Below are 24,104 nucleotides of genomic sequence, written 5' to 3' on the forward strand. Positions count from 1 at the left end.
CCATGTCAGTTAAAGCCATTGCCGTTAACCCGGAAAATCCCTCTGCTTTCATTGAAATCACCTCGCCGATGCCGCAGCCCGGCGAGCGCGATCTGCTGGTAGAGGTGAAGGCCGTCTCCGTTAACCCGGTCGATACCAAGGTCCACGCGAGCATTGCTAAAAGCGGGCTGAGCGAGCCGCGCGTGCTCGGATGGGATGCCAGCGGGATTGTGAAAGCCGTGGGATCGGCCGTCACCGGATTCAAACCAGGGGATGAAGTGTGGTACGCGGGCGACATCACCCGTCCGGGCAGCAACACCACCCACCAGCTGATCGACGCGCGCATTGTCGGGCACAAGCCTGCCAGCCTCGACTGGGCGGCGGCCGCTGCGCTGCCGTTGACCGCGCTCACCGCGTGGGAAGGCCTGTTTGAACGGCTGAACGTTCAGGATGCCGGTGCGGACAAAACCCTGCTGATTATCGGCGGCGCGGGCGGCGTGGGATCGCTGGCGATCCCGTTTGCGAAGCACAACAGCAAGGTAAAGGTCATCGCAACCGCGTCCCGCGAAGACTCCGCCCGGTGGTGCCGCGACCGTGGGGCTGATGTTGTCGTCAATTACCGCGATCTGAAAGGCGAGCTGGCGAAACACGGGCTGACCTTTGTGGATTACATTTTCATCCTCAACGACACCGACGGCCACTGGGATGCGGTCAGCGAGCTGATTGCGCCGCAGGGGCATATCTGCTCCATCGTTGAGAATGAACGTCCGCTGAACCAGGACAAGCTGAAGTCAAAATCCGCCGCCCTGCACTGGGAATTTATGTACACCCGCAGCATGTACCAGACCGCCGACATGGCGCGTCAGGGCGAGATCCTCAACGAGGTGGCGAAGCTGGTGGATAACGGCGTGGTGGAAAGTTCGCTGAGCGAAACGCTGCACGGACTGAGCGTGGAAAGCATTACCGAGGCGCACCGTAAGGTGCTGGACGGGCATATGCGGGGGAAAGTGGTGGTGGCGTTCTGAGTGGCTTGTTCCCCTCACCCTAACCCTCTCCCCATAGGGGAGAGGGGATCGCACGGAGCCGTCTTTAACCCTGCTCCCCCATCATCTCCTTCACCAGCTCGACGCAGCGCAGGAAACGGGAGTCGTAGTCCGACTCCTCTACGTGCACAAACTCAACGTTGTTTTCGTTGAGCATCTCAACCAGCATGGACTGGAACTCGCGCCTGTCGACGGAGCTGCCGAGGCTGCGCATCCCATCGGCCACCCACGGGGTGTTGTTTTCCAGCAGGATCACCAGGTCAAAGCGGTATTCGTCAATCAGAGCCTGCACGAACGGGTGCTCGCGCCCCTCGTACTTTTTGCAGAACGCCTGGGTGGTGACGAAATCGGTATCGATAAACGCCACCTTATTGGCGTATTTCACTGCAAAATCAATGTACTGGGCGTGACCGAGCGCGATTTTGTCGTAGTCGGAATACTGCAGCGCCATCTCGTCGCCGCCGAGGTGCGAGAAGACGTAATCGCGGCCATACTCCCACGCGCTGGTGGTGTTGAAGATATTCGCCAGCTTGTTGACCAGCGTGGATTTGCCGCTCGACTCTCCGCCCAGGATCGCAACGGTACGCACGAAGAACGGTTTTACCTCGGTAGGGATGTAATCCCAGTAGCGGAACGGGTTTTCGCGGATCTGCGCCCCGCTGATGTTCATGAAGGTGCGTTTCGGATCGATCAGCACCGTCTCAATGCCCAGATGCTCGCGGAACTGCGGCGCGTCGGACTCTTCAGAGGTATAGATCCAGTTAGGCGCAATGCCCTTCTCTTCCATAAACGCTTTGATGCCGTTGCTCCACACGTCCCAGCCGTGCGGATACGGCTCCATGCCCTCTTCGTTAAAGGCATGAATGCGAATGTTTTTCTGGTACTTAAAGGTCTGGAGCAGCCAGCGCAGGCGGTCCGGCACGGTCGGCTGCTGCGACATGGCGCTTTCTTCAAACAGCTGACGATCGCGGGTTTCGTCGTAGCCCATGATGATATGCAGCTCGTCAACCTGGCTACAGGCGCGCTGGATCAGATAGATATGCCCGGTATGCAGCGGATAAAACTTGCCGAACACCACGCCGATGTTCTTTTGCAGACGCGGGAACTCCAGCCCCAGAAAGCGATGCAGCGCTTCAAGCTTTTGCGCGCTGGGGCTTTTGATTTTGGCGTTCAGCAGCTGGCTCAGGTAGCCTTTGGTCATACCGCTGGCGTCCGCCACCTGCTGCAGCGTGCAGCCCTTCTGGCGGATTGCGGTTTTGATGTAGTCAAATGATGACATAAATTACGGTGCCTCCTGCAAAATCGATACGTAATTATAAGTCGTCAAAGACATTTAACGCATCAGCGAGTTTTTTAACGCCAAAAACCTGCATCCCTTCCGGGATTTTTTTCGGCACGTTGGCAGCGGGAACGATAGCCCGGCGGAAGCCGTGTTTTGCCGCCTCGGAGATACGCTCCTGCCCGCTCGGCACCGGACGGATCTCTCCGGCCAGCCCCACTTCGCCGAAGACGACCAGATCCTGCGGCAGCGGCCTGTCGCGCAGGCTGGAGACCATCGCCAGCAGCAGCGCCAGGTCTGCGCTGGTCTCGGTGACCTTGACGCCGCCGACCACGTTCACGAAGACGTCCTGATCCGCCATCTGCAGCCCGCCGTGGCGGTGCAGCACCGCCAGCAGGATCGCCAGACGGTTCTGTTCCAGACCAACCGCCACGCGCCGCGGGTTGCCCATCATGGACACGTCCACCAGCGCCTGAATTTCGACAAGCAGGGGGCGCGTCCCTTCCCACAGCACCATCACCGAACTGCCGGAGGTGATCTCATCACCACGGCTCAGGAAGATGGCCGACGGGTTGCTGACTTCGCGCAGCCCCTGCTCGGTCATGGCAAACACGCCCAGCTCGTTCACCGCACCAAAACGGTTTTTATGGCTGCGCAGGGTGCGGAAGCGGGAGTCCGCGTCGCCGTCGAGCATCACGGAGCAGTCGATGCAGTGTTCCAGCACCTTCGGCCCGGCCAGCGAGCCGTCTTTGGTCACGTGGCCGACCATCACAATCGCCACGCCGCGCGTTTTGGCAAAGCGCGTCAGGTAGGCCGCGGTTTCACGCACCTGCGCGACGCTGCCCGGCGAGGACTGGATGTCCGCCATGTGCATCACCTGGATGGAGTCGATCACCATCAGCTTCGGCTGCTCTTCTTCGGCGATCATGCAGATCTGCTCGATGCTGGTTTCCGAAAGCATATTCAGGTTGCCGGTCGGCAGGCCCAGACGGTGCGCGCGCATCGCCACCTGCTGGAGTGATTCTTCCCCCGTGACGTACAGGGTTTTCATCTGTTCGGCGAGCCTGCAGAGCGTTTGCAGCAGCAGAGTTGACTTGCCCGCGCCCGGGTTACCGCCAATCAGGATCGCGCTGCCCGGCACCACGCCGCCGCCGAGCACCCGGTCAAACTCTTTGAACCCGGTGGAGAAGCGCGGCAGCTCTTCAAGGCTGATGTCTGAAAGCTTTTGCACCTTCGCCACGCCCGCGTTACCGGCGTAGCCGCTCAGGCGCTCATTACGGGCCACGCTCGGCGAAGCCGCCACGCCACGCACTTCGGTGATGGTGTTCCAGGCATGACAGGCGCTGCATTGCCCCTGCCAGCGCGGATAATCCGCACCACATTCATTACAGACAAATGCGCGTTTTGGAGCTTTCGCCACGGTTTACCTCGTTATTTCTGTGCGGCCTGCGTGCCGGGTGGCGCTTACGCTTACCCGGCCTACAAGCCCTGGCACTATTTCTGATTAAGGCTGCCGGAGAGAATGCAGAACACCCCCATCAGGTCAGCGTGACGGATAGTCACTTCCGTCTTTTCATTCACTTTTGGCTTGGCATGGTAGGCAATGCCAAGACCAGCCGCTTTGATCATCGGCAGGTCGTTCGCGCCGTCACCGATAGCAACGGTCTGCACGACCGGAATTTCATATTTTTCCGCCAGACGGGTCAGCGTATTGGCTTTGTACTGCGCATCCACGATGTCGCCAATCACCTGTCCGGTCAGCTTGCCGTCCATGATCTCCAGCTCGTTGGCAACCACGGTGGTCAGATGCAGTTTCTCGCGCAGATAATCGGCGAAGAAGGTGAAGCCGCCGGAGGCGATCGCCACCTTCCAGCCGAGGGACTGCAGCTTTAGCACAAGCTGCGTCAGCCCTGGCATCAGCGGCAGCACGTCGCGCACCTGGCGCAAAATATTGGCATCGGCCCCTTTCAGGGTCGCCACGCGCTGTCTCAGGCTGGCGGTAAAGTCCAGCTCGCCGCGCATCGCCCGCTCGGTGACTTCCGCCACCAGCTCGCCGCTGCCCGCCAGTTTCGCAATCTCGTCAATGCATTCGATCTGAATGGCGGTTGAGTCCATGTCCATCACCAGCAGGCCCGGCGTTTTCAGGTGCGGAATTTTCCCCAGCGGCGCGACGTCCAGCCCGGCGTCATGCGCCAGACGCGTGGCGCGCTGCGTCAGGGAGCCCGCCAGGCGAATAACCTGATAGTCTTCCACGCACCAGGCGGCGACGATGACCATCGCCGCACCCAGCTTGCTTTGATACTGGGTCAGGCGTTGCTTATCCAGACCGCGTCCGTAGAGGAGCCAGCCGCTACGACCGGCGTGGTAATCCAGAGGCATCACCTCATCGCCACTTAACGAGAGCGGCAATCCTGGCCATAAAGAGACATCCGTTGGCAGGTCACACCAGGTAATGTTCGGCATTAAAGCTCCTGTAATTTCGTTCGCGCCGGAAGGTTGCAGAGGGAAAATAACGCATGAGGCTACCCTGTAACCATCACTTCTGGCAACATTAAGCCGTAAATTTTCAGCAGGTGGAATATGGCTCGCGCAAAACTGAAATTCCGGCTTCATCGCGCCGTGATTGTCCTTTCCTGTCTCGCACTATTAGTGGTGCTGATGCAAGGGGCATCGTGGTTTAGCCAGAATCATCAACGGCAACGCAACCCGCAGTTTGAAGAGCTGGCCCGCACGCTGGCACGCCAGGTGACGCTCAACGTCGCGCCGTCCATGCGTACCGAAACGCCGGACGACAAGCGTATAAGCCAGGTTCTACGCCAGCTCACGGAGAACAGCCGCATTCTTGATGCCGGCGTTTACGATGAGCAAGGCAACCTGATTGCCCGGGCGGGCGAGCACGTCGACGTGCGCGACAGGCTGGCGCTGGACGGCAAAAAAGCCGGCGGCTATTTTAACCAGCAGATCGTCGAACCTATTCAGGGGAAAAATGGTCCGCTGGGCTATCTGCGCCTGACCCTCGATACCCACACCCTGCCTACCGAGGCCAAACAGGTTGATAATACCACCAACATTCTGCGCCTGATGCTGCTGCTTTCGCTCGCCATCGGCGTGGTGCTGGCGCGCACCCTGCTTCGCGGCAAGCGCTCGCGCTGGCAGCAATCCCCGTTCCTGCTGACCGCCAGCCGGTCGGTCCCGGAAGACGAAGAGAGCGAGAAGAAAGAATAGTGATAAAGTAGGCGAACGATTCGGAAAAGGAACTTTGCCATGACGACGTTACGCCTGCTTATCTCTGACTCTTACGATCCCTGGTTTAATCTCGCGGTGGAAGAGTGTATTTTCCGCCAGATGCCCGCCACCCAGCGCGTCCTCTTCCTCTGGCGTAACGCCGATACGGTGGTGATTGGCCGCGCGCAAAACCCGTGGAAAGAGTGTAATACGCGGCGCATGGAGGAGGACAACGTCCGCCTCGCGCGCCGGAGCAGCGGCGGCGGCGCGGTGTTTCACGATCTGGGCAACACCTGCTTTACCTTTATGGCGGGCAAACCGGAATACGACAAAACCATCTCCACCTCAATTGTGCTCAACGCGCTGAATTCGCTCGGCGTGACGGCGGAAGCGTCCGGGCGTAACGATCTGGTGGTGAAAACCCCCGAAGGCGACCGGAAGGTCTCCGGCTCCGCCTATCGCGAAACGATGGATCGCGGATTCCATCACGGCACCCTGCTGCTGAACGCCGATCTGAGCCGTCTGGCGAACTACCTGAATCCTGACAAGAAAAAGCTCCAGGCTAAGGGCATTACCTCCGTACGCGGACGCGTGGCGAATCTGGTGGAACTGCTGCCGGGGATTACTCACGAGCAGATCTGCGATGCGGTCCGTGACGCGTTCTTTGAACATTACGGCGAGCGCGTGGAAGCAGAAGTCATCTCTCCTGACAAAATCCCGGACCTGCCCAACTTCGTGGAAACCTTCGCCCGCCAGAGCAGCTGGGAGTGGAACTTCGGTCAGGCTCCGGCGTTTTCTCATCTGTTGGACGAGCGTTTTACCTGGGGCGGCGTTGAGCTGCATTTTGACGTGGAGAAAGGCCATATCACCCGCACGCAGGTGTTTACGGACAGCCTTAATCCGGCACCGCTAGAGGCGCTGGCCGTTCGTCTGCAGGGCTGTTTGTATCGGGCGGATATGTTGCAGCAGGAATGTGATGCATTGACTGGGGATTTTCCGGAGCAGGAAAAAGAGCTGCGGGAACTGTCGACGTGGATTGCCCAGGCCGTACGTTAGTAAAAAAGCCCGCAGGCGCTGCGCCTGGCGGGCCTGCAAAACCGGAGGCCGGGTCAGGCGAAGCCGCCACCCGGCACAACAGCTCTTACTCTTTATCGCCCAGCAGAACGGATTCCAGCGCGATTTTGATCATGTCGTTGAAGGTGGTCTGACGTTCAGCCGCGGTGGTCTGCTCGTGGGTACGGATGTGGTCAGACACGGTGCAGATGGTCAGCGCTTTCGCACCGAACTCAGCCGCCACGCCGTAGATACCCGCCGCTTCCATTTCCACGCCCAGGATGCCGTATTTCTCCATCACGTCGAACATGTCGCCTTCCGGCGAGTAGAACAGATCGGCAGAGAACAGGTTGCCCACGCGCGCGTCAACGCCCAGCGCTTTTGCTGCGTCAACCGCGTTACGCACCATGTCAAAGTCAGCGATGGCCGCAAAGTCATGATCTTTAAAGCGGATGCGGTTGACTTTAGAGTCGGTACACGCGCCCATGCCGATCACCACGTCGCGCAGCTTAACGTCCATGCGCACCGCGCCGCAGGAGCCCACGCGGATGATTTTCTTCACGCCGAAATCGGTGATCAGCTCTTTGGTGTAGATAGAGCAGGATGGGATACCCATACCGTGGCCCATCACGGAGATTTTGCGGCCTTTATAGGTACCGGTGAAGCCCAGCATGCCGCGCACGTTGTTCACTTCACGCACGTCTTCGAGGAAGGTTTCTGCAATGTGCTTCGCGCGCAGCGGGTCGCCCGGCATCAATACGACGTCAGCGAAATCACCCATTTCTGCATTAATGTGAGGAGTTGCCATCTTCAGTTCCTTTTACATTGTTGTTTTTGCCGGGTGGCGGCTACGCCTTACCCGGCCTACAAAACCGTAGGCCCGGTAAGCGAAGCGCCACCGGGCAATGACCTCAGAACATGGCCTTGCCATATTCCATGTCGGACGTACCAAAGTATTTCGCCAGGGTCTGGCCGATGTCCGCGAAGGTTTCACGGTGTCCCAGTGAACCGGGTTTCACTTTCGGGCCGTAGACCAGCACCGGAATATGCTCACGGGTATGGTCGGTACCGGTCCAGGTTGGGTCGCAGCCGTGGTCCGCGGTGAGGATAAGAATGTCATCTTCACCCACCAGCTCCATCAGCTCCGGCAGACGGCGGTCGAACAGCTCCAGACCCGCAGCATAACCCGCCACGTCGCGACGGTGGCCCCAGGAGGAGTCGAAGTCCACGAAGTTGGTGAAGACGATAGTCTTGTCGCCCGCTTCTTTCATCTCTTTGATGGTGGCATCGAACAGCGCATCCAGACCGGTGGCTTTCACTTTTTTGGTGATGCCGCAGTTGGCGTAGATGTCCGCGATTTTACCCACGGACACCACGTGACCGTCTTTCTCGTCAACCAGCTTCTGCAGCACGGTCGGTGCCGGCGGCTCAACGGCCAGGTCGTGACGGTTACCGGTACGCTGGAAGTTACCCGCTTTGTCGCCGATAAACGGACGCGCGATAACGCGGCCAATGTTGTAGCCGCCTTCGGTCAGCTCTTCGCGAGCGATTTCGCACAGCTCGTAGAGTTTATCCAGGCCAAACGTCTCTTCGTGGCAGGCAATCTGGAACACGGAGTCGGCGGAGGTGTAGAAAATCGGCTTGCCGGTTTTCATATGCTCTTCGCCGAGCTGGTCCAGAATCACGGTACCGGAAGAGTGGCAGTTACCGAGGTAGCCCGGCAGGTTGGCACGCTTAACCAGCTTATCAAGCAGCTCCTGCGGGAAGCTGTTCTCATGATCGGAGAAATAGCCCCAGTCGAACAGGACCGGTACACCGGCGATTTCCCAGTGTCCGGACGGGGTGTCTTTACCGGAAGAAAGCTCGTGAGCCCAGCCGTAGGCGCCCACCACTTCCGCGTTGCCGTCCATACCGGCTGCGATTTTACCGGTAGAACCTTCATGCGCTTTCACCAGCCCGAGGCGGGTCAGGTTAGGTAGAGTCAGAGGGCCTTTACGACCGTTGTCCGCTTCGCCTTTAGCACAGGCTTCCGCGATGTGACCCATGGTATCGGAACCCACGTCACCAAAACGTTCTGCATCTTCGGTTGCGCCGATGCCGAATGAGTCCAGCACCATAATAAATGCACGTTTCATAATTGTTCTCCGTACGTAGTGCTTCAAAAATTATCGATCAGATCAGTATACCGCTATTCGGTGATACGGCGATAGACAGTCGGTGTGGTTTCCGGCGCTTTATCGTCAAGCGTGATGGCCGCCTTCACCGCTTTTGCCGCTTCCTGCCAGCTGGCTTCGTCTTTCGCGTGGATCACCGCCAGCGGACGTTGGCCGTCAACGCTGTCGCCCAGGCGGGCCATATCGGTAAAGCCGACGCTGTAATCAATGGTGTCTGACGCCTGACGACGGCCGCCGCCCATCGAAACCACCGCCATGCCGAGGGCACGGGTGTCCATCGCAGAGACAAACCCTTCTCTATCGGCATACACCGCTTTGCTGAGCGTCGCGGTGGGCAGGTATTTCGCGTAGTTTTCGACGAAATCGGTCGGGCCTTTCTGCGCAGCGACCATACGGCCGAAGATCTCCGCCGCTTTGCCGTTGTCCAGCACCGCCTGCAGTTTCGCGCGGGCTTCTGCATCGTCTTTGGCCAGCTTGCCGGAGATTAACATCTCAACGCACAGCGCCATGGTCACGTCAAACAGACGCGGGTTACGGTATTCGCCGGTGAGGAACTGCACCGCTTCACGCACTTCGACAGCGTTACCGGCGCTGGAGGCCAGCACCTGGTTCATGTCGGTGAGCAGCGCGGTGGTGCGCACGCCCGCGCCGTTGGAGACGCCAACGATCGCTTCGGCCAGTGCCTCAGAGAGTTCATAGGTTGGCATAAACGCGCCGCTGCCCACCTTCACGTCCATCACCAGCGCGTCCAGCCCTTCTGCCAGCTTCTTCGCCAGGATAGAGGCGGTGATCAGCGGGATGGAGTCAACGGTAGCGGTGATATCGCGGGTCGCGTAGAAACGCTTGTCTGCCGGAGCAAGAGAGCTGGTCTGGCCGATAATCGCCACACCAACGTCTTTAATAATGTCGCGGAAGCGGTTGTCGTCCGGGAAGATATCGAAGCCCGGAATGGCTTCCAGTTTGTCGAGCGTGCCGCCGGTGTGGCCCAGGCCGCGCCCGGAAATCATCGGGATGTAACCGCCGCAGGCGGCCACCATCGGGCCGAGCATCAGGGAGGTCACATCGCCCACGCCGCCGGTGGAGTGCTTATCGACAATCGGGCCGTTAAGGTTGAGGCTTTTCCAGTCGAGAACGGTTCCTGAATCTCGCATCGCCATGGTCAGCGACACGCGCTCGGGCATCGACATATCGTGGAAGAAAATGGTCATCGCCAGAGCCGCAATCTGCCCTTCTGAGACGGTGTTATCACGAATGCCGTTGATGAAGAAGCGGATCTCTTCGTCGCTTAATGCATGACCATCACGTTTTTTACGAATAATTTCTTGTGCGAGAAACACGGTAACCCCCATGAGGAATCGGGTGAATGGCGGCGGGTACGGTTTACCCGACCACGATCCGGTAGGCCGGGTAAGCGTAGCGCCACCCGGCAATTCAAACTTAGTAGCTGCTTGCGCTCTTACCGTCGCCGTGGCCCAGCGCTTTCAGCAGGCTGGCCAGCAGGCTGGACGCACCGAAACGGTAGTGGCGGGAGTCCGCCCACTCTGCGCCGAACAGCTCGTCGGCAATCGCGAGGAACTGCTGCGCGTCTTCCGCGGTACGCACGCCGCCCGCAGGTTTGAAACCAACGGTTTTGGACACGCCCATATCGCGAATGACTTCCATCATGATGCGCGCGCTTTCCGGGGTGGCGTTCACCGGCACTTTACCGGTCGAGGTTTTAATGAAGTCCGCACCGGCTTTGATAGAAATTTCAGAGGCTTTACGAATCAGCGCTTCTTCTTTCAGCTCGCCGGTTTCGATGATCACTTTCAGCAGCACGTTTGCCGCCGCGCACGCGTCTTTACAGGCTTTCACCAGGTCGAAGCCAACCTGCTCGTTACCGGCGATCAGCGCGCGGTACGGGAATACCACGTCAACTTCGTCCGCGCCGTAAGCAATGGCCGCACGGGTTTCTGCCAGCGCAATCTCAATGTCGTCATTGCCGTGCGGGAAGTTAGTCACGGTTGCAATGCGCACGTCCGGGGTGCCCTGCTCTTTCAGCGTCTTACGGGCAATCGGGATAAAGCGCGGGTAGATACAGACGGCTGCGGTGTTACCCACTGGCGTTTTCGCCTGATGGCACAGGGCGATGACCTTCTCATTGGTGTCGTCATCGTTCAGGGTGGTCAGGTCCATCAGCTTCAACGCGCGCAGGCTGCTTGCAGTTAAATCGGTCATAACATTCTCCAACGGCAGTGCCGTATCAATTTTACCTTGCGGGTCTGTGAGTATTCTAACATTCACCCGCATCCACACTTCGACATTCATCACAGTTAATGAAAACTGCGTACAAATTTGCATTACTGTAATGAGATCTTCTTCAAACTTTAGCGCGTAAATTGCTGCCTAAAGCAGCGATACCCCCTGTCGGATCAAAAGCCCCAACAGGCTGGCTTCCTACAATTCGTTCATCATCCGCAGAACACTCAAGGAAGCGAACATGCCCCACGCCCTGCAACAACGTTGCCAGCACATTGTGACAAGCCCGGTGTTAACCCCGGAACAAAAGCGTCATTTTCTGGCGCTGGAAGCGGAAAACAATCTGCCTTATCCGGCACTTCCTGAGGCCGCCCGCGCCGCGCTGGACGAGGGGTTCATCTGCGACATGTTCGAAGGCCATGCGCCTTTCAAACCGCGCTACGTGCTGCCGGATTACGCAAAATTCCTCGCTAACGGCTCAGAATGGCTGGAGCTGGAAGGGGCAAACGATCTCGACGACGCTCTCTCGCTGTTAACCATCCTGTACCATCATGTTCCGTCCGTCACATCGATGCCGGTCTATCTGGGGCACCTTGATGCGATATTAACTCCATATGTTAGAATTCTAACACAAGAAGAGATCGATAGCCGAGTAAAACGTTTCTGGCGCTATCTTGACCGCACGCTGCCGGATGCGTTTATGCACGCAAACATCGGGCCCGCCGATGGCCCCATTACCCGTGCCATTCTGCGTGCCGATGCAGAACTGAAGCAGGTCGCGCCGAATCTGACCTTTATTTACGCCCCTGAAATCACCCCGGACGATTTGCTGCTTGAGGTGGCGAAAAACATTTGCGAATGCAGCAAACCGCATGTTTCAAACGGTCCGGTGAATGATAAAATTTTCACAAAAGGCCGTTTTGGCGTGGTGAGCTGTTACAACTCCCTGCCGCTGGCCGGCGGTGGCAGCACCCTGGTTCGCCTGAACCTCAAAGCCATTGCTGAACGCAGCACCTCCATTGACGACTTCTTCACCCGCACGCTTCCGCACTACTGCCAGCAGCAAATCGCCATCATTGATGCCCGCTGCGATTTCCTCTATCAACAATCAGGCTTCTTTGAGAATAGCTTCCTGGTGAAAGAGGGGCTGATTGATGCCGATCGGTTTGTACCCATGTTTGGCATGTACGGCCTGGCAGAGGCGGTAAACGCGCTCTGCGAGAAAGCAGGCATAGCGGGACGCTACGGAAAGGATGAACAGGCCAACGCGCTGGGCTACCGCATCAGCGAACAGCTTGCGGCGTTCGTGGAAAACACGCCGGTGAAGCACGGCTGGAAGCATCGCGCGATGCTCCACGCGCAGTCGGGCATCAGCTCGGATTCAGGCACCACGCCGGGGGCGCGTCTGCCCTACGGCGACGAGCCGGATCCCATCAGCCATCTGCTGGCGGTGGCTCCCCATCACAAGCACTACGCTTCCGGGATAAGCGATATCCTGACGCTGGATGAGACGGTAAAACGCAATCCGCAGGCGGTGGTGCAGCTTTGCCTGGGCGCGTTCCGGGCGGGCATGCGTGAATTTACCGCCAACGTGGCGGGTAACGATCTGGTCCGCGTCACCGGATACATGGTGCGCCTGTCGGATCTGGAGAAATACCGGGAAGCCGGATCGCGCACCAATACCACGTGGCTGGGGGAAGAAGCCGCACGTAATACCCGGATTCTGGAACGTCAGCCGCGCGTGATTAGCCATGAACAGCAGATGCGCTTTAGTTAGTCAGGTTATTCCATTCTCCTGCGTCGACGGGCCGGGCAGCCGCCTGGCCCTGTTCCTGCAGGGCTGCAACCTGCGCTGTAAAACCTGCCACAACCCGTGGACGATTGGCCGCTGCAACGACTGTGGAGACTGCGTGCCCCGCTGCCCGCACGACGCGCTGACCCTCCAGGCCGGGCGCGTCTGGTGGCAGGAGAGCAACTGCCGCCAGTGCGACACCTGCCTGCAGCTGTGCCAGCAGCAGGCAACGCCCATGGCGCACCGCTTCAACGTGGAGGAGATCCTCACCCAGGTCCGCAAATCAGCGCCGTTTATCGAAGGGATCACGGTGAGCGGCGGCGAGGCCACAACACAGCTGCCGTTTTTAATCGCTCTTTTTCGCGCGATCAAAGCCGATCCTGAGCTGCAGCAGTTAACCTGCCTGGTGGACAGCAACGGGCTGCTAGGCGAAACCGGCTGGGAAAAACTGCTGCCGGTACTCGACGGCGCGATGCTGGATCTGAAGGCGTGGGGGAACGCGCATCATCGCTTCCTGACCGGGCGCGACAACCCGCAGATCAAGCAGAGCATCCGCTGGCTGGCCGATCGTCGCCGTTTAACGGAACTCCGCCTGCTGGTGATTCCGGAGCAGTGTGACTATCTGGAACACCTCAAGGCGCTCACGACGTTTATCCACGGGCTGGGAAATGTGCCGGTGCGCCTCAACGCGTTTCATGCGCATGGCGTTTACGGCGAGGCGGCGTCATGGCGTAGCGCCACGCCGGAAGACGTTGAACCGCTGGCGCGGGCGCTGGAAAAGCAGAAGATAATGGTGATCCGTCCGTCGCTTTACCTATAGCGTGATGCCAAAAACCTCACGGGTATTCTCAAGCAGCGCACCGGCAATCACCTCTTCAGGCTCCTTTCGCAGCTCACACAGGCTGGTAAACACGCGCGCCGCCTGTTCCGGGCGATTCGGCTGCCCCTGAAAACCGTTCAGCGGCATATCCGGGGCGTCGGTTTCCAGCAGAAGCGCCGAGAGCGGCAGCTGCGCCATCACGTCCCGGGTTTTACTGGCGCGCGGATAGGTAATGGTGCCACCGACGCCGATCTTATAGCCCAGCTCGATAAAACGCTGCGCCTGCTGCAGGCTGCCGGAAAAACCGTGCACCACGCCCCTGCGCGGCAGATCGATGCGTTTCAGGTGCATCGCCAGCTTATCGTGGGTGCGTCTTGAATGGAGGATCACCGGCAGATCGTGGCGCTTCGCCAGCCTGAGCTGCGCGTCGAGGATCGTCTGCTGGCGCTCGAACTGGGGATCCTCACGATAAAGATCGAGCCCGATCTCGCCGATGGCGACAAGCTTGTCGCCTGCGGTCTGCAGGATCTCATCAAGTCTCTCAATGTGCTCATCACGATGCCGTTCAATCACGATCGGATGCAGGCCGAGCGCCGCATAGAGCGCGGGGTGCCGTGCAGAAAGATCCAGCACGCGGGAAAAGTACGCCGCTTCCACTGACGGCACAATAATGGCCTGAACGCCCGCGTCGGCCGCTTTCGCAATGCTTTGCGCTTCATCCCCCGTAAACGGCGGAAAATCAAAGTGGCAGTGGGTATCGATAAAGCGGTGCGTCACGCCAGATCCTCGTTATCCAGTAAAGCGTCATTCGCCTGCGGAATATCCACCAGCGGCACCGTCAGGGCGTCGTTGGCGACAACGGCAGGCGGCGTAATAATGCGCTTATGCCGATGAAGCGGCGGTTGCTCCGCCAGCATTTTCCCCACCGTCGCCAGGAAGTAGCGCCCGCACAGCCGCCCCGTTTTGTAGTCCATGCGCAGTGCAGGAACGCGGCTGCCCAGGGCCATGCTCAGCAGCGGCTTCGGCGGATAGATTTCAAAAATACGCAGCTTGCCCGGGGGTTTTTCAATAAAGCGCTGCATCGCGCCGTAGGTGGTTTCATGCTGCTTCGCGATGTTCACCAGCGGCTGCAGGCTGCTGTCGCCCAGCCAGCGCTCCATCCGTTTGAACCACTGCGGCGTGTAGTACATCTGCGACGGCACGGTGCGGATCACCACAATGGTTTTCGCCCCGCGCCGGGCGGCTTCCTGCACCGGCACCGCATCACTGATCCCGCCGTCCAGATAGCTAATGCCGTCCAGCAGGGCGCCGGTACGATAAAAACCGGGGATCGCGCTGGAGGCGCGGATGATGTCCAGCCAGTTCTCCTTCTGCGGAGAAAAATAGCCCGGCGAATAGTCATCGCCCCGGCTGGCGCACATCCAGAATTCTTTACCGCTATCAAACAGACGGGCGGCGGTGTCCATCGCCAGCGGCATCTGGCTGGAGGTTGACTCCAGCAGCCAGTCGAGATCGATCAGGTTGCCGCCGCGCACAAAGCGCACCGGGTTAAAAAATTCTTTGGCCGTGGTGTAACGCATGATGACCTTGCGCGCATAGCCGGGCTGGTTACAAACGTAGGCAGAGAGATTCTGCGCCCCGGCGGAGGTGCCGAAGTAAAGGTCAAACGGGTTGAACTGCGCGCGCATAAATTCGTCCAGCACGCCTGCGGTGAAAATGCCGCGCTGTCCGCCACCCTCGCAGACCAGTGCGAGTTGACCAGCGTGGAACGGTTTTAACGTCAGCGGCGCAATATTGCCGAGCGTAACGGGAATTCGTTGCCCCACCTCTGCTTTCCTGTTTTGATTATTTTATAACACCACAGTAACGCACCCGGCCTGTTACGCAAATAAGAAAAAGCCAGTCGCAGTGACTGGCTTTTTTTTGTTGAAGAAATATTGCGTTTGCTACGGACGTCGACGCCCCGTAAACAGGCTGACCAGGAACAGAATAATACCCACAACGAAGACAATTTTAGCTGCCCATGCTGCTGTACCTGCCAGTCCACCAAAGCCCAATGCGGCGGCAATTAACGCGATAACCAGAAATATAATGCCCCAACGAAACATAAGCTTCTCCTTTACCATAGTTAATGTCGGCCGCTAAACGTGAGCGCTCAGGCCACTCACCGGCGTTTTTCCAGAATCGTTCTTATATCGCCCGCCGGTATTAACCAGACGGGCGAAGGGTCCAGACTTACTTCGTTTTCAGATCGTTTTTAACGCTTTTCACACCATCAATCGCTTTCGCGATGGACTCGGCACGTTCACTTTGCGCCTGGGAATCTACCGTACCGGAAAGCTGAACCACGCCATCGGTGGTTTCCACTTTCACCTTACGAGACGGCACGATGTCATCTGCTAACAGTTTAGCTTTGATTTCGCTGGTCGTAGCGGCATCACCGGCATAACCTTTCATCGACGCGTTTTTACCGTCACGCACGTGCAGTTTATCGCTAACGGAGGCGACGCCTTCGACGCCTTTCGCCACTTTAACCGCCTGTTCAGCCTGAGCCTGGCTTTCAACAAAACCGCTCAGGGTGACCACTTTCTTGTCGGTCTTAACGGAAATATCGGTGCTCTTGATGGCTTCATCATCCACCAGTGCGGCTTTCACTTTTGCTGTGATTGAGCTGTCATCCATGAAATTGCCGACTTTATTCATAGAGCTATCGATTTTTTGCCCTGCGCTATCGGCCGTGGACTGTGCTTTATCCATGGTGCTGCTTTCCGCCAGGGCGGAGCCGCTCACCAGAACGCTACCCAGAGTGACTGCCAGCAGAGTTTTAGAAATCTTCAGTCTTGTCATATTCATCGATCTATTCCTGTGTTGACCCGTTATTCGGGCTACGTACATCCTTAGTAGTTTTATATATTGCGAATAAACACGCGGGCAAAATGGATAACCTAAAGCCATGCATTGAACAGTTAATTTATCCATGCCCGGTGTTAAACACTGAGTTAAATATAGATCACTCTCGCAGAGCCGCTTTCGGAATTGGGTAAAAAACGCGCGAATAGCGTGAAATTGCGTTGAATTAAGAACATTCCGCAAGGGATTAATAAGACAGGAATTAAAGAAGAGCACGGCGGCAGCCGTGCTCTGAGAGGGGATTAGTGCTCGCGGGTTTTACGGAACTGAACGTCAGGATAACGTTCCTGGGTCAGGTTCAGGTTCACCATGGTTGGGGCGATATAGGTCAGGTTATCGCCACCGTCCAGCGCCAGCTGAATTTCGTTCTTGCGCTTAAACTCTTCGAATTTCTTCACGTCAGCACACTCAACCCAGCGCGCGGTCGCGACGTTCACAGACTCGTAAATCGCCTCCACGTTGTATTCGCTCTTCAGACGCGCGACGACCACGTCAAACTGCAGCACGCCGACCGCGCCCACGATCAGATCGTTGTTGGCGATTGGGCGGAACACCTGCACGGCGCCTTCCTCGGAGAGCTGAACCAGGCCTTTCAGCAGCTGTTTCTGCTTCAGCGGATCGCGCAGACGAATGCGGCGGAACAGCTCCGGCGCGAAGTTCGGAATACCGGTGAACTTCATCATTTCACCCTGGGTGAAGGTATCGCCGATCTGGATCGTGCCGTGGTTGTGCAGACCAATGATGTCGCCCGGATAGGCTTCTTCAACGTGCGAACGGTCGCCCGCCATAAAGGTCAGCGCGTCGGAGATCACCACGTCTTTGCCGATACGCACCTGGCGCAGCTTCATGCCCTTTTCATATTTACCGGACACCACGCGCATAAAGGCCACGCGGTCACGGTGTTTCGGGTCCATGTTGGCCTGAATTTTGAACACGAAGCCGGTGAACTTCTCTTCTTTCGCTTCCACTTCACGGGTGTCAGTTTTGCGCGGCATCGGCTGCGGCGCCCACTCCACCAGACCGTCCAGCATGTGGTCAACGCCAAAGTTACCCAGCGCGGTACCAAAGAAGACCGGGGTAATTTCACCGCTCAGGAACAGCTCTTTGTCGAACTCGTGAGACGCGCCCTTCACCAGCTCCAGCTCGTCGCGCAGCTGCGCGGCCAGCTCTTCGCCGACGGCCACGTCCAGTTCCGGGTTGTCCAGACCTTTCACAATGCGCACTTCCTGAATGGTGTGGCCTTTGCCGGTCTGATACAGGTAGGTTTCGTCTTTATAGAGGTGGTAAACGCCTTTGAACAGCTTACCGCAGCCAATTGGCCAGGTAATGGGCGCACAGGCGATTTTCAGCTCGTTTTCCACTTCATCCATCAGCTCCATCGGGTCACGGATGTCACGGTCGAGTTTGTTCATAAAGGTGAGGATCGGCGTATCGCGCAGACGGGTCACTTCCATCAGCTTACGGGTACGATCTTCTACCCCTTTCGCGGCGTCGATCACCATCAGGCAGCAGTCCACCGCCGTCAGGGTACGGTAGGTATCTTCGGAGAAGTCTTCGTGGCCCGGGGTGTCAAGCAGGTTCACCAGGCAGTCATGATACGGGAACTGCATCACGGAAGTGGTAATCGAAATACCACGCTGCTTTTCCATCTCCATCCAGTCAGATTTTGCATGCTGGCTGGAGCCACGGCCTTTTACGGTACCCGCAGTCTGGATCGCCTGTCCGAACAGCAGCACCTTCTCAGTGATGGTCGTTTTACCGGCATCCGGGTGCGAGATAATGGCAAAAGTGCGGCGCTTGGCCACCTCTTGCAGATAAGGAGACAACGTCATAATTAAATCTTCTTTTATAAGCGCGGCAGCACGCCACGCATCATGGAATACAAAATTGCGGCTATTTTACCCATCAATAGGGGGCAGGCAATCATTGTTTACACAGGAGTTGCTCCAGTTCGTTCAACGACGTCACGGTCCAGGTCGGTTCGATGCCTTCAGGCTTCTCGCGGCCATGGGCATTGAGCCACACGGTCGACAGGCCGGCCTTCATGCCGCCCAGAATATCTGACTCTGCGGTGTCACCCACCATCAGAACGCGATCGCGGTCGGGATTGCCGGCCTGCGCCAGCGCGTAGTCGAAAATTCGCGGATCCGGCTTTGGCACGCCAACCTCTTCCGAGATCACCAGCGCGTCAAAATGATCGCGCAGGCCGGTGCGCTCAAGGCGGATCTGCTGCAGGGCGGTAAAACCGTTGGTGATGATCCCCAGCTTCACCTTGCCTTTCAACGCATTCAGCAGGGAGACCGCCCCCGGCAGTGGCGCACAGATTTCGGCCATCGCGTTCAGGAACGCCTCATTCAGCGTCCCCGGACTCACCTTTAACCGTTCCGCCCAGACGTCAAAGCGCTGGTGCTGAAGCTGTAACGCGGTGATGGCACCGTTCTGGTAATCCACCCACAGCGGCTTGTTGACCGCCTGATAGTCCTGAAAATCTTCAGCGGTGAAGGTCACGCTATAGTCGAGAAACATCCGCTGTAGCCCGCCGAACGAGTCGAACGTAAACAGCGTTTCGTCGGCATCAAAGAAAATCCAGTCCCATTTCATCGTTACAACCTTATCTTTATTATCCAATCGGCAGAGCCATTATGATGGCGTCTTCACGTCCCTCTGCGGTGGGGTAGTAGTTACGGCGGATTGTCGCCTCGTTAAAGCCTAAGCTTTCATAGAGCGCGATGGCGGCGACATTCGACGCGCGCACCTCCAGCCACAGGGTGAAAACGTCACGGGTTTCGAGCTCACGAATGAGGTACTCGAGCAGTTCTCTTCCCAGCCCACGGCGCTGGAACGCGGGATCAACCGCGATATTAAACAGCGTCGCCTCATCAAGAACAACCTGCGTGATGGCGAAGGCGGCCAGAGTACCGTCAACGTCCAGACGGTAGTTCAGATACCGTTCGCCCTGATTGCTGGCGAAGGTTTTTTCGCTCCACGGAAACGCGTGAGCGCGTGTTTCAATCGCGAACGCGGTGGTCAGGTCAGCCGTCGTGAGGGAAGAAATCGTGTTCATATTCGCAGATTTGTTGCCATAGCGCGCTGCGCGCTTTTGGGTTGGCCTTCAGTTCGTCCAGCGCTGGCGAGCAGATCTGGCTCCCCTTGAGAGGGATCTCGTTTGTCTCTCCGATACGCCAGCTGTTACAGCGGCTATCGGGAGGAAGCATCGCGACACGCTCTGGCGTCAGCGGTAAAACCTGGTCGGCCGTCAGCTTCAGGCTGCGAAGGACATCGTCGATCAGGGGTTCATTCAGGGCAGGCAGTTCTTCCGCCACCATCACCAGGCGAACGTGCGTCGGGATGGAGATGGCGATTTCGCCCTGCAACGCCGTCGGGCGACGCAAAGCCCACTGGGTAATGCCCAGCTGCTGCAACTGCCAGTCTCGTCGGGATGTCATAGGGAAAACTCCTGTCTCTCAGGCGCGCAAATATAGCAAATGTGTCGAAACTGCGCCATCTACCTACTATAATCCCCGCCTGAGTTTATTGAGGAACAATTCATGTCTGCATTTACCCCGGCAAGTGAAGTCTTGCTGCGTCACAGTGATGATTTCGAAGAGAGCCGTATTCTGTTTGCCGGAGATATGCAGGATGACCTGCCCGCGCGTTTCGACTGTGCTGAAAGCCGTGCCCACACCCAGTACTACCACCACTGGCAGGTGCTGAGCCGCCAGATGGGCGAGCGCGCGCGCTTTAGCCTGGTGGCAGAGCAGAGCGATATCGCCGACTGCGATACGCTGATCTACTACTGGCCGAAGAATAAACCGGAAGCGCAGTTTCAGCTGATGAACCTGCTCTCTCTGCTGCCGGTCGGCTGCGATATTTTTGTAGTCGGTGAAAACCGCAGCGGCGTGCGCAGCGCGGAACAGATGCTGGAAGGCTACGCGCCGCTGAATAAGGTCGACAGCGCTCGCCGCTGTGGGCTGTACCATGGCCGTCTGGAAAAACAGACCACGTTTGATGCGCAGTCTTACTGGGACGAGTACCAGCTTGACGGCCTGACCATCAAAACCCTGCCGGGCGTGTTCAGCCGTGACGCGCTGGATACGGGCAGCAAGCTGCTGCTTTCTACCCTGACGCCGCACACTAAAGGCAAAGTGTTGGACGTGGGCTGCGGCGCGGGCGTTCTCTCGACCGTGCTTGCGAGCCATTCACCAAAAGTGCGCTTAACCCTGTGTGACGTGAGCGCCCCGGCGGTAGAAGCCAGCCGCGCAACGCTTGCCGCAAACGGCATTGAAGGCGAGGTGATTGCCAGCAACGTTTTCTCCGACATCACCGGTCGCTTCGACATGATCATCTCTAATCCGCCGTTCCACGACGGTATGGAGACCAGCCTGGAAGCGGCACAAACGCTGATCCGTGGCGCGGTCCGTCACCTCAACAGCGGCGGCGAGCTGCGTATTGTCGCCAACGCCTTTCTGGCGTACCCGAAAGTGCTGGACGAAACCTTTGGCTTCCACGAAGTCATCGCCCAGACCGGCCGCTTTAAGGTCTACCGCACCGTGATGACGCGTCAGGCCAAAAAGTAATCGCCTCCCCTGCTTGCCGGATAAGCGCAATCACTATCCGGCAAGCAGGCGTCTCCGTTCCGACCATTTTTGCAGCAATCAATAAAAGGTGAGCACTTTTCAGTTGACGTAAAGCTGAAAACATCTAGAATGCGCCTCCGTGGTTACGATACTTTTACAGTATCGATGGTATGCGAAGGTGGCGGAATTGGTAGACGCGCTAGCTTCAGGTGTTAGTGTCCTTACGGATGTGGGGGTTCGAGTCCCCCCCCTCGCACCATAAATCACAATGATATTGCTCGCACTGGGCGAAGGTGGCGGAATTGGTAGACGCGCTAGCTTCAGGTGTTAGTGTCCTTACGGATGTGGGGGTTCGAGTCCCCCCCCTCGCACCAACGAGGCGATATCAACATAACAATAAAGAGTAAGATGACTGTGCGAAGGTGGCGGAATTGGTAGACGCGCTAGCTTCAGGTGTTAGTGTCCTTAGGATGTGGGGGTTCGAGTCCCCCCCCTCGCACCAATTATCTTACATCCCTTCTGACGTTCCCCTTGTTTTTCCCGTTATTTCAAACTCATCAGTATCACCAGAATTCCGCTGACCAGTGCTACACAAGATGGCAGCAGGACAAAGTGCCGTAATTGTTTATGCCAGATCATGCCTGACGTGACTAACAGTCCAGCAACAATGATCGCTTTCCAGGTATCAAGGGAGAGATCGGCAAACATCAAACCGCCGAGAATGGCTCCCGGCAGCAATACCCCCCAACCACTTCCCAGCGCCCTGTTCAACATGATCCGCCCTCTTATAACGATAATGATAACCAATATCATATGACAGGCATTATCATTTGTCAGCTGAATGAATCAAAATCCATTGACCTTTACCTTTCCCGTAATGACAGGAATTGCCTAAGGTGATAAATTGCACACCTGTTAACAACATCTAAAGATTTTCTGATAATTACTCTTTGAGTTTTTTGCATATTTTATTACGAAACAACAGCTACTTATTTGTTTTAATTAAATTTTAATAAAAACGTACGACTATGACATCACAATCCTGGCGGTCTTTGGTTCACAGAAAATATCAGTTGTCGTTACGTTTGTTTTTATTTCTGAACGCAACCTCAGCAGTGTTCTCGGTAACAAACCCGCTCAATTCCGTACGCCTGTTCTCCGTCCCACTTATTGCTATATTCTGCATTAGCACTGGGCTGTTCGTCTGGCACTGGAGAAAGAAGACGCGGAAGATAAATATTCCTCTCGTTTCAGGGATCTTCGGTATTATGTGGGCGTGGCAAATTGTGTCCAAATTCGCCTTAATTACCCACGACCCTGCGACGTATTTGTTAATCGCCCTGTTGACGGTGCTTTTTATCGGCACACTGGCATTCGCCAGTAATATCAAAGCATTTACGCTGCACTCACTGCCCACCTTTATTGTCTGCCTGTGGCTAAGCGATCACGATATATGGCTGAGAATGACCTATTCTTTCGCACTTCCTGTGGTGGCGATTGCTATTCATAACATTTTGCAAAGGCGTAACGACCGTTTCGCCCAGGAGCTGCTTTCTCGCCTGCTGGAAGAGCGAGAAACTCTTACCGATCTCAGCATGATGGACCCGCTCACCGGGCTATATAACCGTCGCGGTCTGCAAAGCCGTCTGGAGAACCTGCCGGCGGTAGAAAATGGCGAGCATTTTGTCCTGCTAATGGATATCGATCACTTCAAAGCCTATAACGACCATTATGGCCATATGATGGGCGACCAGGCGCTGAAGCGCGTCTCTGCGGCAATTCGCGACGCCGTGCGTTCTCGCGATATTGTGGCGCGTTTTGGTGGGGAAGAATTTATGGTGCTGCTGACCAATATCTCACTCGAACATGCCCGCCAGACGGCCGAGCGGATCCGTCAGAAAGTCTACGATTTGAAAATCCCGCACCTGTTTAACGAGAGTGTTGCGACAAACGTCACCATCAGCATTGGCATTGCTATCTTCGGGGATGAAGACGTGGAAGGTGCGCTGGAAAAAGCGGACAAAGCCCTCTACGAAGCCAAGCACATGGGTCGCAATAACATTCTGTTGAGTGAAGAGCTGCAGACGGCGTAAACATCACGACGATGTCTCCAGGACAAAAGTCTTGCCATTGGTATGAGCAATAGTTAGGATTGGCAATCATTATCATTTAGATTTCTATCTATACTATGGCCACGCATACCGCACACATCGTCGAACCCCTCCTCTGGCGAGCGCCCCTCACCAGCGGGAATGCTTCGCTTGCGGATGCGATACGGGACAAGATTGCGGAAACGCGCGCCCACCTGCTGGACTTTATCCGGCTTGATGAAGCGCCCCCCGCCCACGCCATGACGCTCTCGGAGTGGCGACAGCCGTCAAAACTGCAATCGCTGCTGGCCGCCTATTCCGACCATATTTACCGCAATCAGCCCACCCTGACGCGGGAAAATAAACCGCTGCTCTCTCTCTGGGCGCAGTGGTATATCGGGCTGATGGTGCCGCCCCTGATGCTGGCGCTGTTAACGCAAAAGAGCATGCTCGAACTCTCACCGGATAATTTCCACGTCGAGTTCCACGAAACCGGGCGCGCGGCCTGTTTCTGGATCGATCTTCACGAAGACCAGAATGCTGAACGCCTGACGGCTCAGGAACGCATGGAGCGGCTTATCACGCAGGCCCTTATCCCGGTGGTTGAGGTGCTTGACGCGACGGGAGAGATAAACGCGAAGCTTATCTGGAGCAATACGGGCTATTTAATCCACTGGTATTTAACGGAAATGAAGCCGCTGCTTGGGGATGAGAACGTGGAGGCCCTGCGCCAGTCCTGTTTCTTTGCAAAACAGCTTTCCGATGGCCGTGACAACCCGTTATTCCGTACCGTCGTGCTCCGTGACGGGCTTCTGGTTCGCCGCACCTGCTGCCAGCGCTATCGCCTGCCGGACGTTAAGCAGTGCGGGGATTGCACGCTGAAGTAGAGCGGTGTATTGCCCGGTGGCGCTTCGCTTACTGGGC

The 24,104-nt window shown here is 57.1% G+C and carries 24 protein-coding genes and 3 tRNA genes; 11 read left to right on the forward strand and 16 right to left on the reverse strand.

What is annotated here, in order from left to right:
* Positions 1–2 precede the first annotated feature (2 nt).
* Positions 3–1,004, forward strand: a complete 1,002-nt coding sequence (locus ACMWKK_RS16060) for a zinc-binding alcohol dehydrogenase family protein (protein ID WP_112781619.1) — start codon at positions 3–5, stop codon at positions 1,002–1,004.
* Between the two features lie 64 nt (positions 1,005–1,068).
* Here ACMWKK_RS16060 and nadR read toward each other — a convergent pair whose 3' ends face one another.
* From nadR to serB, 3 genes are all read right to left on the reverse strand, one after another.
* Entirely contained in the window at positions 1,069–2,301 is a 1,233-nt protein-coding gene (nadR, locus tag ACMWKK_RS16065) for a multifunctional transcriptional regulator/nicotinamide-nucleotide adenylyltransferase/ribosylnicotinamide kinase NadR (RefSeq protein ID WP_112781618.1), read from the reverse strand.
* A 34-nt stretch (positions 2,302–2,335) separates the two neighbouring features.
* On the reverse strand, positions 2,336–3,721 hold the full coding sequence (radA, locus tag ACMWKK_RS16070) for a DNA repair protein RadA (RefSeq protein WP_023310326.1): 1,386 nt from the start codon (positions 3,719–3,721) through the stop codon (positions 2,336–2,338).
* Positions 3,722–3,795: 74 nt separating this feature from the next.
* Positions 3,796–4,764 carry a phosphoserine phosphatase gene (serB, locus tag ACMWKK_RS16075; RefSeq protein WP_025757501.1) on the reverse strand — a complete coding sequence of 323 codons (969 nt, stop codon included), beginning with the start codon at positions 4,762–4,764 and terminating at the stop codon, positions 3,796–3,798.
* A gap of 117 nt (positions 4,765–4,881) precedes the next feature.
* On the opposite strand from serB, the gene ACMWKK_RS16080 reads away from it, so the two are divergent.
* Positions 4,882–5,526 carry a YtjB family periplasmic protein gene (locus tag ACMWKK_RS16080; RefSeq protein WP_045327598.1) on the forward strand — a complete coding sequence of 215 codons (645 nt, stop codon included), beginning with the start codon at positions 4,882–4,884 and terminating at the stop codon, positions 5,524–5,526.
* A 39-nt stretch (positions 5,527–5,565) separates the two neighbouring features.
* The gene (lplA, locus tag ACMWKK_RS16085; protein WP_139156920.1) at positions 5,566–6,582 is read left to right on the forward strand and encodes a lipoate--protein ligase LplA; all 1,017 of its coding nucleotides are present in this window, start codon (positions 5,566–5,568) and stop codon (positions 6,580–6,582) included.
* Between the two features lie 85 nt (positions 6,583–6,667).
* Here lplA and deoD read toward each other — a convergent pair whose 3' ends face one another.
* From deoD to deoC, 4 genes are all read right to left on the reverse strand, one after another.
* Complete coding sequence (gene deoD / locus ACMWKK_RS16090; protein WP_003856538.1) at positions 6,668–7,387, reverse strand: purine-nucleoside phosphorylase; 720 nt, start codon at positions 7,385–7,387, stop codon at positions 6,668–6,670.
* Between the two features lie 103 nt (positions 7,388–7,490).
* A complete protein-coding gene (gene deoB / locus ACMWKK_RS16095; RefSeq protein WP_023310322.1) occupies positions 7,491–8,714 on the reverse strand; it encodes a phosphopentomutase in 1,224 nt (407 codons plus the stop codon).
* A 53-nt stretch (positions 8,715–8,767) separates the two neighbouring features.
* Positions 8,768–10,090 (reverse strand): thymidine phosphorylase, encoded by a 1,323-nt coding sequence (deoA, locus tag ACMWKK_RS16100; protein ID WP_112781639.1) that lies wholly within the window; start codon positions 10,088–10,090, stop codon positions 8,768–8,770.
* Positions 10,091–10,190: 100 nt separating this feature from the next.
* Positions 10,191–10,970 (reverse strand): deoxyribose-phosphate aldolase, encoded by a 780-nt coding sequence (gene deoC / locus ACMWKK_RS16105; protein WP_032644972.1) that lies wholly within the window; start codon positions 10,968–10,970, stop codon positions 10,191–10,193.
* Positions 10,971–11,232: 262 nt separating this feature from the next.
* Between deoC and ACMWKK_RS16110 the strand changes: the two genes are divergently transcribed.
* Complete coding sequence (locus ACMWKK_RS16110; RefSeq protein ID WP_112781617.1) at positions 11,233–12,768, forward strand: YjjI family glycine radical enzyme; 1,536 nt, start codon at positions 11,233–11,235, stop codon at positions 12,766–12,768.
* Positions 12,743–13,603 (forward strand): YjjW family glycine radical enzyme activase, encoded by an 861-nt coding sequence (locus ACMWKK_RS16115; protein WP_112781616.1) that lies wholly within the window; start codon positions 12,743–12,745, stop codon positions 13,601–13,603. Before ACMWKK_RS16110 ends, ACMWKK_RS16115 begins: the two co-directional genes overlap by 26 nt.
* On the opposite strand, the gene ACMWKK_RS16120 is transcribed toward ACMWKK_RS16115, so the two are convergent.
* The 8 genes from ACMWKK_RS16120 to ACMWKK_RS16155 all read right to left on the reverse strand — a co-directional run bounded on the left by ACMWKK_RS16120 (position 13,598) and on the right by ACMWKK_RS16155 (position 19,959).
* Entirely contained in the window at positions 13,598–14,380 is a 783-nt protein-coding gene (locus ACMWKK_RS16120; protein WP_112781615.1) for a TatD family hydrolase, read from the reverse strand. The two genes, ACMWKK_RS16115 and ACMWKK_RS16120, sit on opposite strands and share 6 nt — an antisense overlap.
* Positions 14,377–15,429, reverse strand: coding sequence for a patatin family protein (locus ACMWKK_RS16125; RefSeq protein ID WP_045327587.1), 1,053 nt, complete (start codon positions 15,427–15,429; stop codon positions 14,377–14,379). Before ACMWKK_RS16125 ends, ACMWKK_RS16120 begins: the two co-directional genes overlap by 4 nt.
* A 120-nt stretch (positions 15,430–15,549) precedes the next feature.
* Positions 15,550–15,711 carry a DUF1328 domain-containing protein gene (locus ACMWKK_RS16130; RefSeq protein WP_003856556.1) on the reverse strand — a complete coding sequence of 54 codons (162 nt, stop codon included), beginning with the start codon at positions 15,709–15,711 and terminating at the stop codon, positions 15,550–15,552.
* A 127-nt stretch (positions 15,712–15,838) separates the two neighbouring features.
* Positions 15,839–16,456 (reverse strand): molecular chaperone OsmY, encoded by a 618-nt coding sequence (osmY, locus tag ACMWKK_RS16135; RefSeq protein ID WP_112781614.1) that lies wholly within the window; start codon positions 16,454–16,456, stop codon positions 15,839–15,841.
* 299 nt (positions 16,457–16,755) lie between these two features.
* Positions 16,756–18,345 (reverse strand): peptide chain release factor 3, encoded by a 1,590-nt coding sequence (prfC, locus tag ACMWKK_RS16140; protein ID WP_112781613.1) that lies wholly within the window; start codon positions 18,343–18,345, stop codon positions 16,756–16,758.
* A 91-nt stretch (positions 18,346–18,436) separates the two neighbouring features.
* Entirely contained in the window at positions 18,437–19,114 is a 678-nt protein-coding gene (gene yjjG, locus ACMWKK_RS16145) for a pyrimidine 5'-nucleotidase (protein WP_045327584.1), read from the reverse strand.
* Between the two features lie 19 nt (positions 19,115–19,133).
* The gene (gene rimI / locus ACMWKK_RS16150) at positions 19,134–19,577 is read right to left on the reverse strand and encodes a ribosomal protein S18-alanine N-acetyltransferase (protein WP_112781612.1); all 444 of its coding nucleotides are present in this window, start codon (positions 19,575–19,577) and stop codon (positions 19,134–19,136) included.
* The gene (locus tag ACMWKK_RS16155; RefSeq protein ID WP_045327579.1) at positions 19,546–19,959 is read right to left on the reverse strand and encodes a DNA polymerase III subunit psi; all 414 of its coding nucleotides are present in this window, start codon (positions 19,957–19,959) and stop codon (positions 19,546–19,548) included. Before ACMWKK_RS16155 ends, rimI begins: the two co-directional genes overlap by 32 nt.
* A gap of 102 nt (positions 19,960–20,061) precedes the next feature.
* Between ACMWKK_RS16155 and rsmC the strand changes: the two genes are divergently transcribed.
* The 4 genes from rsmC to ACMWKK_RS16175 all read left to right on the forward strand — a co-directional run bounded on the left by rsmC (position 20,062) and on the right by ACMWKK_RS16175 (position 21,592).
* Complete coding sequence (gene rsmC / locus ACMWKK_RS16160) at positions 20,062–21,090, forward strand: 16S rRNA (guanine(1207)-N(2))-methyltransferase RsmC (RefSeq protein ID WP_112781611.1); 1,029 nt, start codon at positions 20,062–20,064, stop codon at positions 21,088–21,090.
* 172 nt (positions 21,091–21,262) lie between these two features.
* Positions 21,263–21,349: transfer RNA gene (locus ACMWKK_RS16165), tRNA-Leu, on the forward strand.
* A 28-nt stretch (positions 21,350–21,377) separates the two neighbouring features.
* Positions 21,378–21,464, forward strand: a tRNA-Leu gene (locus tag ACMWKK_RS16170).
* 42 nt (positions 21,465–21,506) lie between these two features.
* Positions 21,507–21,592, forward strand: a tRNA-Leu gene (locus ACMWKK_RS16175).
* 41 nt (positions 21,593–21,633) lie between these two features.
* Here the strand turns inward: ACMWKK_RS16175 and ACMWKK_RS16180 are convergent.
* A complete protein-coding gene (locus tag ACMWKK_RS16180; protein WP_045327576.1) occupies positions 21,634–21,903 on the reverse strand; it encodes a DUF1435 domain-containing protein in 270 nt (89 codons plus the stop codon).
* 215 nt (positions 21,904–22,118) lie between these two features.
* On the opposite strand from ACMWKK_RS16180, the gene ACMWKK_RS16185 reads away from it, so the two are divergent.
* Together ACMWKK_RS16185 and fhuF are read left to right on the forward strand one after the other, a co-directional pair.
* Positions 22,119–23,183: a GGDEF domain-containing protein gene (locus ACMWKK_RS16185; RefSeq protein ID WP_112781610.1), complete on the forward strand. Its 1,065-nt coding sequence runs from the start codon at positions 22,119–22,121 to the stop codon at positions 23,181–23,183.
* Positions 23,184–23,278: 95 nt separating this feature from the next.
* Positions 23,279–24,067, forward strand: a complete 789-nt coding sequence (gene fhuF, locus ACMWKK_RS16190; RefSeq protein ID WP_112781609.1) for a siderophore-iron reductase FhuF — start codon at positions 23,279–23,281, stop codon at positions 24,065–24,067.
* Positions 24,068–24,104: the final 37 nt, after the last annotated feature.

The organism is Enterobacter sp. 01-M-03-SI-ECC, assembly GCF_047530215.1.
In the GTDB taxonomy this organism is placed as follows: Bacteria; Pseudomonadota; Gammaproteobacteria; order Enterobacterales; family Enterobacteriaceae; genus Enterobacter; species Enterobacter chengduensis.